Origin of the sequence: Flavobacterium artemisiae (genome assembly GCF_042678225.1) — a bacterium.
GTDB lineage: Bacteria > Bacteroidota > Bacteroidia > Flavobacteriales > Flavobacteriaceae > Flavobacterium > Flavobacterium artemisiae.
On record NZ_JBHUDZ010000001.1, the window covers coordinates 378368 to 393403 of the forward strand.

Here is a 15036-nt window from a genome sequence, read left to right on the forward strand (position 1 = left end):
GGTACGATTTTATTTACATTGTGTTAAAATGTGAATTGATTTAATTCAAACTTTAACAGCGAAAAATCGATTTTAACATATTATAAGAAAAAACTGTTAATTTTTATGTATTATTTTATAAATCAGCATTTTAAATAAAAAACATTTTTTTAACATAAATAATATTCATCGTAAGTATGACTGTTTTGTTAATTCTTAAAAAATTAAAAAAAGTTTAAGAAAATACTGATCCAGAAAACATGGGATTATCTCATAGATTTTTTTTCCTACCAGAATCATTTTTATGTTAAAAAATGATTTTAGAGTTAAATTTTTGATCATTTTCGAGGATTGTTTTTACAAAGAGCACTTGATCTGTCGATTGAAGATTTGAAATTTGTAATGATTTATTCTTAATCTGTTTCTTATCGTACAGCAATTTTCCTGAAACATCATAAATTGAAACGTCTTGAAGATTGCTTTGAGAAGAAAAAACCTTTATGATTTTATGGTGTACTGCAACATATACTTTTTGCTCTTTATTTTCTACAGTAGAAATTCCTAAGGTCTGATTATTAAAATGCAATACAAAGCGATCGTTAAATGTTCCTTCGCGCGAAGTAAACTTATAATCTGCTTTTGTAAGATCGAACATTTGCTGGTTTTCTTTATCTTCTAAAAAAATGCCTTTATCTGCCAATTTTTCATCTGCATGATCAATTTGGACGACAAAAGAACCTGCGGTAATTGTTTTAAAGCCAAGTTTTACGGTATCTGAATCAGAAAACGGCAAAGCTCGTCCTTGAATTACTAATTTGGTATTATTACACAAACTATAAAAATCTACTGTTTGACTCCCACTCATATATTCTGCATCGTACAGTAAATCAAAATCATTTGAAGCTTCTGTTGCATAACCAACTAAAATCTGCTTAAAAAGTCCTTCACTATTAGTTATATTCAGCCAAAGTCTATGTTTTTCTTCTTCTTGATTTTCATCATCTGCAGCCGATTTAAAAAAAACATTATTTCGTTTGGGAATACGCATACTATTATCAAATACAATTGTCCCTGCAGCATTGCTTTTTATAAAAAAGGCTTGTCCAGAAGTAATTGTTCCATCTGGTCTATAATTATTCGACCCAACTGATAAAGCCGGCCTTGTTGCTGTGTCTCCCAATAAGTTATAAACCGCATAATCATCGGCTGTATAATTAAGATTTGTAATCGGTGTATTGTGAGTCCAGAAATAAAGCGCTCCTTTAGTTTGAGGAGCATTTTTCTTTAAAAAAAGAGAAGCATCTACTGCTGAAGGATAAGGGTTTCCGATCAAGCTGAAGTTATTTGCCTTTTCAAAAGCTATTTCTACCTTACCATTATTTGGGATTCCTTTGAAAACAGCTTCAAAAATGGCTCTGTCTGTAGTTGAAAAACTTTGCGGTCCTCGAATAGTATATCCTTTTCCAAGCTGCATTACTGCTGAAGGCTGTTCGATTTTCCAATTCTTCAAAAGATCATTATACGAATAATATTTATCTGAAAGTGTTTCTGGCGAGAGGTCTATCAATTTTTGATGATCTACTGGAGATGACCAATACGTAAAATCAAATTTTAATATGGGCTGCGTTTTTCTTTTCAGATGTATAATTCCTGTATTAATAATATCATCATCAGATTGATATAAACTCGACGCCTCTTCTAGTACCAAGGTTCCTGTACCTGAATAATCAAACTCAATTCCGAGTGTATTATCATTTAATAAAGTGACCGTTTTTTGATTTTCGATAGTGCAGCTACAAACATTTGCATTCGTTAAATGATTAAAATCGGCTTTAAAAGTCACTTCCTTTCCGCCTGACGGAAATCCTCTTGACCACGAAATACCATTCCAAATTGTGGAATATAAACAAAGTTTTAATCGAGCTATTCGATGTTTGGAAATTCCTGAAACTGAATTAAAATTACCGCCAATTAACAACCTAAAATCGGCTCCAATAGCAATCGCAAAAAGTTTGTCGTTTAGTGATGCCGAGAATGAATTGTCAAAATCTCCGTTTTCAAAAAGTCTGATTAATCGAAGAGCGGTTATATTTTTGTATGTTCCTGAGAAAGTCCCTCCAACAATAATTCGATTATCAGGCTGTATCAAAAGAGTTCGTACATCTCCTTTATTAAAACCAGTCCCTGATTGAAAAGAGGTATCTAAACTTCCATTACTATTTAAACGTACCAATCGATTTTGTTTGGTTTTATTAAAGGCCAAAAAAGAACCTCCCAAAACTATTTTTCCATCTGACTGCAATGCAATAGTATATACGTATTTATCAAAACCATCGCCGATCGAAAATGTATTATCAATGCTTCCGTCTGGATTTAAACGGACCAATTTTGCACAAGGAACATCATTAAAAGAAGTAAATCTTCCTGCTGCCAAAATTTTTCCGTCGGGTTGTATAGCAATTGCTTCGATAATTCCATTTGCGCCGATACCTGGATTAAAAGTGTTGTCTTTTGAACCGTCGGGAAGAATTCTCACTATTTTGCCCGAAGCCAAACCATTATAAGTTGCAAAATTCCCAGCAGCGATCAAACGGCCGTCAGACTGTAATTGCATGGCGTAAACTTGACTATTAAATCCTTTTCCTGTTGAAAATGAATCGTCAATTGAACCGTCAGATAAAATTCTAACTATGCGATAGTTTTGTACCTCATTGTATTTTGTAAAATTACCTCCCAAAATAATCTTTCCGTCATCTTGAAGTACGGCAGTTTTAACTAAATTATCTGCTCCAAATTTTCCTGAATTGAAAGACGAGTCTAACAATCCATTATCTAAAAGACGCGTAATTCGACGTGCGGGTTCGCCATTAAATTTTGTAAAACTCCCCACCACAATTGTCTTTTTATCTTCAAGTGGAAGAAGACTAAGAACTGAATTATCAAAACCTACACCGGCAGCTAAATAAGCAATATCGTGTTCGCCTTTATCCGAAACTTTTGCCAGTCTTCCTTGATTTTGTCCATCAAAAACAGAAAATGATCCTCCAATAAACCAAGATCCATCTTGATCTGTCTCTAACGCTAAGACTGATGCAGAACCGGGACCACTGCCAAGATCAAAATCTGTTTTTAAACTTCCATCTTCATTTAAGAAAACTACTCTGTTAACATCATTTCCATTATAAAATCCTGTAAAAGAACCACCAGCCATTATGTTTCCAAAACTGTCCGTTTTGATGACTTGTATTCCTTCTTTAGTAAAACCAGATCCAGAAACAAAACTAGGATCTGGTGTCCCATCTTCGTTCAACCGAATAATTCTGTTTGCCTGAAATCCATTAAAGGTTGTATAATTGCCTCCTGCCAATATCTTGCCGTTTGGTTGAATCGAAACTGCATTTACATCATCATTAAAACCTGTTCCGATAGTAAAACTGTTATCAATACTTCCGTTATTATTTAGCCTAGCCATTCGATTGGCCGAAGTTCCGTTAAAAGAAATAAAATTACCCGCAATCAAAATTTTACCTGAAGCTACTATTTTGGCACTGGTTATATTAACTGTTGATCCACTTCCAGTAGCAAAGGAAGCATCTATAGAACCTGTTGGAAGTAAACGAACAATCCTGTTTACGGTTACATTATTATATTTTGCAAAACTTCCCACTATGACGATTTTACCATCTGGTTGCTCCGCTATATCATATACGATACCAGTCGTGGCACCAAGACTTGTACTAAAAGAAGCGTCAAAAGAACCATCTGTATTCAATCGAATTAATCTTCCTGCAATATGACCATCATAATTGGTAAAACTGCCTCCAACCAAAAGCTTTCCATCGGCTTGCAAATGCACTTTATAAATCTTACCGTTAAAGCCGGTTCCTGTATTGAAAGTTTCATCAATAGTTCCGTCTGGTTTTAATCTTGTTAAGTAGGCCACGGGTACTCCGTTCAAACTTAAATAGTCACCGCCTACAATTAAATTTCCATCGGGTTGTAAAACAAGAGTTCGCACTGCATCATTAAAACCATCTCCGCTAAGACCATCATCTACGGTATTAAAAGTAAGATCGAGTTTACCTTGCTGTGCGAAAAGCATCGAGCAAAATAATATTAGAGATAGAGTAAATTGAGAACGTCTTTTAATTTTAAAAGGTGAAAGCATTTAGTTAATTTTTATTGTAAGAATTAACTTTAAAATTAAAACGCTAAAAATTAACAAGCAATACCAAGATTTAGGGATATTTAATTAAAATTAAAAAGCCCATTCTATAGATTAGAATGGGCTTTAAGAACAGAATCTTCTGTTTATTTATTTTTAATGAAATACAATTTTCTTTGTAACAGTATATCCATTTTCTAATGTTACTTTCACTAACAATACCTGATCAGCAACTCCAAAATTAGTAATTTGCAATTCAGTTGCATTTACTTTCTTCTTATTGTAAACATCCTGACCACCAATATTGTAGATCCATACTTCTTTAATATTTTCTTGTGATGAAGTCACTTTGATACTTTTATCTTTTACAGAAACGAACACTGTGTTATCAAGATTTTCGAAATCTCCAGTTCCTAATATTTTGTCGGTATATCTAAGGACAAAACGATCTGTAAACGTACCGATTGCAGATGTAAAAGTGTAGTTACCTGTACGAAGATCTACAATTTTGCTTGTTGTTTTATCTTCTAAGTAAACCGCTTGATCTGCAAAGAAACCATCTGCGTGATCAATTGCAATAGTGAAGTCTCCCGCAATTGTTGTTTTGTATCCTAACGGAATTGTTTCTGTATTATCAAATGGTAATGCACGCGCCTGAATCGTTAGCTTTTTAGCATTACTGATACTATAGAAATCTACATAAGTATTACCGCTCATTGTAGTTGCATCGTAGTTAAGATCGATACTATTTGTTGCTCCTTCAATATAGCCTACCAATGCTTGTTTGAAAGCACCTTGAGCGTTGGTGAAGTTTAACCACAAACGATTCTTTTCAATTTTGCTCGTTTTTGCTGTTTTGAAAAACTGCGAATTGTTTTGATCACGCATAGCATTTGTAAAAGTAACAGAATTAGTTCCTGTCGGTTTAAGGAAAAAAGCTTGTCCCGACCCGATAAAACTATCTACTGGCTCTGCACTAGGAATTGTAACTGTACCTCCTGATAGATTGAATACGGCATAATCGTCACTTGTATAATTGTACTTGGCATCTCCAGCAACTGCACCACTTGGAAGCGCTTTATGCGTCCAGAAATACAATGCTCCAGTTTCAACACCATTTAGCGTCAAGTTTAACTTGATGAAATCTTCTGCATCAAATGCTGACGGATATGGATTTCCAATTAAATTCCATTTTCCACTTACCGTTCCTGCACTTATAGTACCATTATTTGGCACACCAGTAAACACAGCATCATACACTTGACCAGCACCATTAATATCATAAGTCTGTGGTGCTCTCACACTGTAACCTTGTGCAAGGTCCATAGTTTTTATTCCATTATAATCTATTTTCCAAGCCGCGTTTGCTACATCGTAATAATAGTATTTATCTCCTAATGTAGCTGGTGACAAAGTTTTAAGTTTATAATCTATATTATAAATTGGTGCACTCCAATACGTGAAATCGTAACGACGAACTGGTCTTGAACGGCGTTTGTATGTAATGTTTCCTGTATTTGAATTATTTGATGTCTGAACTAAGCTTGATTTATCTTCAAAAACTAAAGATCCATTTCCTAACACAGTTACTTCATTTTCTACTTTTAAAACAGAAAGAGTGTTCACGGTTAAAGAACTTTTATCAGCAACCAAAAGAGTATAGGCATGAGCCACTGTGCCTGTTCCTGAAATAGCTGGTTTATTTGTAATTGACGTTAAATCTGGTATTACTACACAGTCGCCATCGTTTGGAACTCCATTTGGAGTCCAGTTTGTAGCCGTAGACCAATTTGTGTCTGTTGCACCGCTCCAAACTTTAGAACCTGTCATTGCTACTGCTAAAGGTGCTGCCATTGGAGTAATACAACCCGAACTATTTCTAACCGATACAGTATAAGATCCTGGAGTTACTCCAGTAAATATACCATCTGCATTCGTATAATTTGATCCGTCGATACTATAGTTGATTCCTGCTGCAGGAGCTGGACTTGTAACTGTAATGGTTCCTGTTGGCACGCCGCAATTTGGTTGTGTTGTAACTGAGGCTATTGGGGTTGATGGGTTGACGTTTACTGTTACAGTGTGCGTTGAAGACAAAGGTCCGCCGCATCCTGTCGCAGTTACCGTGATTGTTGATGTTCCGCTCCAAGAAGCCACATAACTAACCGCTCCTGTAGAAGCATTAATTGTATTTCCTGCCGCACTTGATGTTGCATCAAGAGAATAATTAATTCCTGTTGCATTTGTTGCAGAAGCCCCATAAGTTACTGAACCTGCTCCTTGACAACGTGAAGAAGTTGAACCCCCTGCAAATAGTGGAGCTGATATAGTCGCAGCTGTCGTTACTGTATGTGTTCCAGACAACGGGCCACCACATCCTGCCGCAGTTGCTGTAATTGTTGATGTACCGCTCCAAGATGCTGTATAAGTAACCGCTCCCGAAGAAGCATTAATTGTATTTCCTGCAGCACTTGATGTTGCATCAAGAGTATAAGTAATTCCTGTTGAATTTGTTGCAGCAGCTCCATAAGTTACTGAACCCGTTCCTTGACAACGAGAAGAAGTTGAACCCGCTGCAAATATTGGAGCTGATATAGTCGCAGCTGTAGTTACTGTATGTGTTGAAGATAATGGTCCGCCACATCCTGCTGCAGTTGCTGTAATTGTTGATGTTCCGCTCCAAGATGCTGTATAAGTAACCGCTCCTGAAGAAGCATTAATTGTATTTCCTGCAGCACTTGATGTTGCATCAAGAGTATAAGCAATTCCCGTAGAATTTGTTGCAGTGGCTCCATAAGTTACTGGACCCGCTCCTTGACAACGTGAAGAAGTTGAACCCGCTGAAAATGCTGGAGTTCCTACTATAGGATTTACAGTAACAGTCCATGTCCCAGTAGATAAGCTCGGTGTTGTATTACAAGTTCCGTCATTTACGAATCTTCTATAAACTGTCGTTGCTATTAATCCAGCCGGGGGATCATAGGTCGACGAATTTGAACCTGGAATATCACTACCATTTGCTTGCCATTTATAAGTATATGAACTATCTCCTCCAGCTGGAGTAATTGAATTACCTATTAATGATGGATTACCATTATAACAAATAGTCTCGCCAACTGTATTTATTGCTCCCGCATTAAAAGTTGAATATATTGTCAAGTTACTTGAATACTCACTACCTGTTATTACAGGATTAGAACTAACAATACGAATTTTATACCCTGTCCCTGTAGTGGTTCCTGAAGGAATCGTTACTGATATTGATCCAGATGCAGTAGATGTTACAGAGCCAATATTGGTTGGTGACGCAAAGCTACCCGAAGCATTAGACAATTGAGCCGTAAAAGTATTTCCAGTCACGTATGGAGGCACGGGACCTCTTAAAGTATATGCAATTGAAAAACTTGATCCAGCACATAAAGGCGAATTTACAGATGTAATAACGATATCACGAATTCTTGCTAAAGCAAAAAATCTATTGCTTCCAATATTCGATGAACTTGTTACTCCATTCGTTCCAACTGTTCCTCCCAACGAATTATAAGTTCCTCCAACAGCAGTACTTCCTCCAATAGCATCTAATGGACTTATTGCCGTTGGTCTAGATAAAGATATTCTTGTGTTTGAAAAATTTCCTGTAGTAATTAATGACCAATATTCTGTGTTGCTCAGACTTGCCAAACTGGTACCGTTCGGAGTTCCACCACAATCTCCTAAAAAAGCTTCTACTTGAGCTGTTGGTGTTGATGTTGGTGCAGCACTATTTGTTAATGTAAATGGCAAATAGACATTTCCTTTTCCCATTGGAAAAATATATGTACTTGCAGTAGAAGCACTCCATTTTAATGGACCATTTACAAATGAAGTACTAGATCCACCACTAATTGCAGTTGTGGCATTTGCTGTTACATCTAGCAAGTTAGTCGTCGATGTAGTTAAAATTCCACTAGTTAAAGTTAAGGAATTTGCTACAGTAACATCATCAGACAAACCAGAAGTAATAGCAAGAGTAACTCCTCCAGAAGTATTATTTATATTTAAATTATAAAATGAAATTCCTACCGAACCAGCACCAGTTATAGATTGGGGAACACTTCCGTTAAAAACAACCGTTCCTCCATTTGGCGATATAGTTCCTCCCAAACCTTGTGTATCTCTACTAAAGTTTCCTTTTATAGAAAAAACACCACTTGTTAAAGTAACTGATGCTCCAGCACCTAAAAGACGAAAATCTTTTCCAACATTAACAGTAGCGTTACCTAAGTTAAGGTTTGAAGCAGTTGTAAAATCACCATTAATATTTAATACTCCTGCCCCGCTAGTTGCTTTTCCAGCAGGATATTGACATTCTACATCGTAATAATCTGGAACGTAGGAAATAGTTTGCGTACCACTACCACCGGTATATAAAACTTTACTATTGGTCTGCAAATCAATTTTTAGTTTAGTGTATCCTGTTGGGAAATTTGTCCCTGGTACAAGTGCTGCTCTCCCTAATACTAATGCAGCATTGCCCTCGACAGTAAGGTTTCCATTCGTATTTCCTGTTATTTGATATGCGTTATCAATTAGTCGGGTATTAGCACTTACAAATAAATCATTATTTACTGTAATAGTAGCGCTTAGAGTTTTATCACCACTTTCTGATGATATAATATTACGATAGGCAGTCCCCAAAACTGACTGATTTCCAGCTCTATCGTAATTTACAGTTGATCCTGATCCATTTAAATCTATTGTATTATTTCCAGTTCCTGATAAATTAAAGGGTGTTGCATTTCCTAAAAGTAAAGTGGCTGATCCAGCACCTGAATCCATACTGAAAGTAGAAGTATTATTACCAAGCTCATTGGACGTTATAATTTGACCGTTAATATCTAATGTACCACTTTCTAGTAAAAATCCTGCATTATTAGCTCTGTTACCGCTATTATTGCTTCTACTATTTAAGGTCAAATTATTAGAAACATTAAAACGCGATATTGTTGATGTTAAAACTGTTATAATATTAGAACTTGGATTTGTAGATGTTAGCCCCACCGCCACAGATGTTGCTGAAAGTGTTCCTAATCCTGAAATACTAACATTTCGGGAACTACTATTAGATGAATTTGCTACGATTCCACCCGTGGTAAGCGTAACACCATTGTTTACGCTTAATGCTCCAACATTACCTGTAAAGGTAATAGAGGCACAAGATGTCGTAGCGGTAACTACTGGATAAGTAGTAACTGAAGGTATCTGAACTGCATCTCCAAGAGCAGGTACTCCGGTTGTGTTCCAATTGGTTGCTGTATTCCAATCGGAATTTGTTGCACCAGTCCATATCTTTTGTGCAAAACTTGAAGTATACAAAAAAATAAAGAAGAAAAACGAGTAAAGTAATTTTCGTTTCATAGGCATGTGGCATTTAATGATAAATTTGTTTTTGGGCGTAAAAAGAAAAAATGAAAATGAGAGAGTTTATTGCTAATTTTAAGATTCAAGATTGTCGTGAAATTTTCTTGAACATTTGTTAAAATTTGACAATAAAAAAATCCAGTTCGGTGGTTAGCCAAAAATTTGTCTTTTTTCTTTTTACAAATATTAACAAATTTTAGAATATTTTTGCTACCAAATGCAATAAATCACATTTAATCGTTAAAAAGAAAGAAAAAGCCGATGAAAGACATTTTCACACCAGAAGAAGCTTTACAAAAATTAGAGAATTTTTGTGCTTACCAAGAGCGTTGTCATGAAGAAGTGGTGACAAAATTATACAGCTTGAAAATGAATTCTGACGAAATCGATTTGATTATTGTGAAGCTTATAGAGGGCAATTTTCTTAACGAAACGCGCTTTGCCTGCAGCTTCGCAAGAGGCAAACACCGCATAAAACACTGGGGAAAGCTGAGAATTACGAATGAACTTAAAGCCAGAAAAATTTCGGCTGTAAATATCAATCTAGCTTTGAAAGAAATTTCTCCAGAAGAATACTTTGAAACTTTCGAAAATCTCGCCGAGCGATGTTGGGAAAATTTGTCAGAAAAAAATCAACTTAAAAAACGTAAAAAATTTTGTGATTATTTGCTCCGACGTGGATACGAAAGTAACCTGATTTATGAAAAAATGAAAGAATTTGAAGAAAATAAGAGCTAATTTCTTGTTTAACTTTTTAATAAATTTTCGTTTTTTAACAAATTTAACTCTTAAAATTCAATATCGTATTAAATTACCGACAAAACCACTTACTCCTTTTGGTTATAAATTAGTCGAAATTTGATAATTTTATACCCGAACTCGCGTTTTTATTCCTATAAGTTCAAAAAAACAACCTAAAAACCGTAATTATTTGAGATTATTCCTATAATAAATTTTAACATTTTATAGGAAATAACGCCAAAAGTGAAATTTCGACGTGCATTTTGTCGATTTTTTTAACATTTCATCGATTTTATGGGTGTTCTCCAAACCCTAACTATTTGCACTACGTAGATGTATCTATCTTTGCGACGGCCGCGTAAATGCTATGCCAGCATAACAACCTGATAGAAAACATTTAACATGAAGAAAACTTTACTTTTACTTTTATTGCTGCCCTTTTTTGGATTTGCTCAAGCCTTAAATGGAACTTATACTATTAATTCTGGAAATGCTGCACCATTCAATACTTTACAAAATGCAATTACCCGAATTAATTCAGTAGGAGTATCTGGACCTGTTGTATTTTTATTAAATCAAGATCAAAATATTACTTCAACTATTACTATCAATCAATTTAGTGGTACAAGCGCGACTAACACATTAACAATTAAACCTGCCTCGGGTAGCACTGTAATTATTTCTGGTTCTGTTGCAGGTGCCATGATAGCTTTCAATGGAGCTGATAATATAATTATAGATGGAAACGATTCAACGACAGATAATAGATTAAGAATTTACAATACCTATAATGCAAGTCCCGAAACAACTAAAGCGGGAATCTCTCTCTATGATAATGCTAATAATAATATTGTCAGAAATTTGACAATTCAGCTCAACGTTGTTGATACAACAAAAGATGTCTATACTGTTGGAGTTTTTGCAGGTGGAAATTCTTTAGGCAATAGCGGTAATAACTCTAACAACACCATTTCTAAAGTAACTTTTACAAATGTGAGCCAAGCGGTTTTTGTTGAGGGTCAAAACAGCAACAATACAACCAATTGGACTATCTCAGAAAATACAATTGGCTCTACCGCAGATGCTACAAAACCTTCATTGGGTATTTATTTGAATAATGTCAATGGATACACAATTAATAAAAATGTAATATCTGGAATTAGAAAAAATTCGAATTACAACAGTAGAACTGCTTCAGGAATTACAATATTGGGAAGTACTTCGGGAACAATTTCGAACAATAAGATTAGTGATATTGTTAATAATTTATTTAACAACGGAAGTTCTACAGCAGGGATATTTATAGATAATAACACAAACATATCAATTTACAACAATATCATCAGTAATGTTTATAACACTACAACTGATAATAATGATTATAACTATCATAATAAAGGACAGGGAGTTTATATAAAATCGGGCACAGGTTATAATATTTATCACAATACTATTGTAATGAATTATGCAAATGCAGGAGCATATTCATCATGTCTATATTTAGAGGGAGGTTCTAATTATAATATCAGAAACAATATATTTTACAATTCACAATCATCTGGTACACAGTACACACTCTTTTCAGCTGTTGGGATTACAACCTTAAACTATAACTGTCATTACGTAACAAATAATACCTCGCATTTTAACGCAAAAATTTCTGGTCAAGCTACTACATCTTTCGCTGACTGGAAAACAAATACCGGAAAAGATGCTAATTCGGTAAATTCAGCACCAGTATTCTTATCTGATTTTCACTTAAACACAACAAATACAGCAAACAATTCACTAGCAGGTCAATCGATTTCAATAGTTACTACAGATATCGATGGAGAAGCAAGAGTAAAACCTTACATGGGTGCCGACGAAATAGTAGCATGTACGCCAGCAGGTGACCAGACAACTTTTGGAACAAATTCATGGATTGGATATGTTTATAATTGGACTGGTGCAAATCCGAATCCAGCTACGCCAAGTACACTTCCTATTTCTGCAACTTCAACTTACATTGGAACTGTAACGGAAAACGCTTTGTTTGACCGAAATATTGGAAATGGTGCCGTAAATGGCGTTACACGAAATATCAACTGTGACACTCCTCCAACAGATAATTTCTTTGTTCGCTATAAAATGAGAACTACAACTGCTGCTGGAGTTTATAACTTTACAATTGGTGCCGATGATGGTGTACGTTTGTATATTGATGGTACTTTAGTAAATGTAGCTCCAACAAATTCATACACTGGTCATGGCTACAACTCTTATGCAGCACAGGTAACATTAAATGCAGGAGCACACGATTTTGTTTTAGAATATTTTGAAATTGGAGGTTCAGGAAGGGTTTCAATCTCTTACGGAATTATCAGTACTGTTTTAGGATCAACTAATCCTCCAGGTATTGACAAATGGAATGTTTACGGTTATACACTTGCAAATCTTGCTCTTCCGCCATACAGCTACGCTGGAAGTTATGTAGACAATAATCTTAACATCGCTACTACCGCTTTTTGGAATAAAGCAGTTTCACCTTCTTCAGCAACTGGATGGAGTGGAGCACCTGTTCCTGTGGATAATTTCACGATCAGCTATAAAAGAAAAGGTTTCCCTTGTGGAAGATATAGAATTGTCGTAGCAAACTGCGATGATAACCTTCAAATATACCGTAACGGTACTTTGATTTACACAGCAGGTGGAAACATTAATAATAATACTACTGCGGTAAACAACACAACTTACGATCTTGGAGCAGATTCTGAAATAGAAGTACGCTTACAAGAAGATGCGGGTGATGCTCTTATGAATGTTAATTTTATTGCTTCAACAGCTTCTGGTGATGCTGCAAATGCACCAACTGCCTCTGCAACAAAACAACCAAGCTGTGGTGATAATACAGGAACGATTACAGTTACAAGCCCAGCTGCATCTACTGGATTTACATACAGTATAAATGGAACCGATTATACTAATACAACAGGTGTATTTTCAGGACTTACAGCAGGATCATTTAATGTTACTGTTAAAAATACTAGTACAGGATGTATCTCTCCAGCTACAGTAGTCGTTATAAATACCCCAACAGGAAAAGTATGGAACGGAAGCACGAACACTTCTTGGAATACCCCTTCAAACTGGACTCCATCAGGTGTGCCTTCTTCAACAGATTGTGTTGAAATTCCGAACGTGGCAGTTAAACCAAATCTGGCTGCAAATACTGGAACTTATTATGCTTATTCATTAACTATTAATGACAAAGGGTCGCTGACTGTTGGTTCCAGCAATACATTACAAGTAACAAATGCTGTAAAAGTTGTAGGTGACGGTGAATTAATTTTCGAAAACAATGCAAGCTTAATTCAGACTACCAATGCGACAAACAGCGGTAATATGACTTACAAGAGAACTACTCAACCAGTTCGTCGTTATGATTTTACTTATTGGTCAGCCCCTGTTACGTTTGAATCTAATTACAAGCTTAAAGATTTATCTCCAAACACTTTGGGTGACAAGTATTACTACTACGATGCTGCTACTGCTGCTTGGAAAATAGATTATAACGGAGGAAAGACTATGGCACTTGCACAAGGTTATAGTGTAAGAGCACCACAGACCTATGATATTAACGGTTCTGGACAGACTTATACTGCTACTTTTAAAGGAGTTCCAAATAATGGAGATATTGATGCCGCTACAACAAATGCAAAATGGAACTTAATTGGAAATCCATATCCATCTGCTGTTGATGCTGAGACTTTTATCAAACAAAACTTTACTTTAAATGGTGTTGAAACTGGAGCACTGTATTTCTGGACGCATAAATCATTACCAAGTAGTGCTGTTGCAGGAGATGCTAAGTACAATTACACTAGTGATGATTATGCAGTATTCAATCTTACTGGGCATGTTGTAACTCATAATAGCACAGTTGTCGGAGACGGATTTATTGCTTCTGGTCAAGCTTTCTTTGTAAAACCAACAGGAACTAAGTCTATCATTTTCAATAATAATATGCGTGTTGGCGGTAAAAACGGTCAATTCTTTAAGACTGGAACTGAAAAAACAGCCGATACTGAGAAAAATCGTTTATGGTTAAATTTCAGCAGCGAACAAGGTGCGTTCAAACAAGCATTACTTGGTTACATGGAAGGTGCTACAAACGGAATTGATTTAAACTATGATGCTACTACAATGAGCGGTAACAGTTATGTCGATTTCTATACGATCAGCAATGCAAAAAAATTGACTATTCAAGCTCGTGCTTTGCCTTTTACCGATACTGAAGAAATTCCGTTAGGATACAAAACTACTGTTGCTGGCGATTTTACGATTGCAATTGATCACGTTGATGGTTTATTTACTGATCAAGCGGTTTATTTAGAAGATAAAACTACTGGTAAAATTCAGGATCTGCGTGCAGGAAATTATACTTTCACTTCAGCAGTTGGAACTTTCACAGATCGTTTTGTATTAAAATATACTAACAAAACATTAGGAACCGGCGATTTCGAAACCAGCAATGAGAGTGTTTTAATTTCTGTGAAAGACAAAGTAATCAACATTACTTCTTCGCAAGAAAATATAAAAGAAGTACTTATTTACAACATAGCAGGTCAGCAGCTTTATATTAAAAACAAAATAAACAGCAGCGAACATCAGATTTCTAATCTGCAATCTGGTGAACAAGTTTTACTTGCCAAGGTCACGATGGAAAATGGTTATACGGTAACCAAGAAAGTCATTTTTCACTAAATAAT

At 35.5% G+C, this 15036-nt stretch carries 4 protein-coding genes; 2 read left to right on the plus strand and 2 right to left on the minus strand.

The genetic code is table 11. From position 1 onward, the window contains the following. Window positions 1–286: 286 nt before the first annotated feature. A complete protein-coding gene (locus ACFSC2_RS01630) occupies window positions 287–4147 on the minus strand; it encodes a T9SS sorting signal type C domain-containing protein (protein WP_379817510.1) in 3861 nt (1286 codons plus the stop codon). 153 nt (window positions 4148–4300) lie between these two features. Then, entirely contained in the window at window positions 4301–9541 is a 5241-nt protein-coding gene (locus ACFSC2_RS01635) for a T9SS sorting signal type C domain-containing protein (protein WP_379817511.1), read from the minus strand. A 264-nt stretch (window positions 9542–9805) separates the two neighbouring features. On the opposite strand from ACFSC2_RS01635, the gene ACFSC2_RS01640 reads away from it, so the two are divergent. After that, window positions 9806–10282: a regulatory protein RecX gene (locus ACFSC2_RS01640; RefSeq protein WP_379817512.1), complete on the plus strand. Its 477-nt coding sequence runs from the start codon at window positions 9806–9808 to the stop codon at window positions 10280–10282. A 405-nt stretch (window positions 10283–10687) separates the two neighbouring features. Next, on the plus strand, window positions 10688–15031 hold the full coding sequence (locus ACFSC2_RS01645) for a T9SS sorting signal type C domain-containing protein (protein WP_379817513.1): 4344 nt from the start codon (window positions 10688–10690) through the stop codon (window positions 15029–15031). Window positions 15032–15036: the final 5 nt, after the last annotated feature.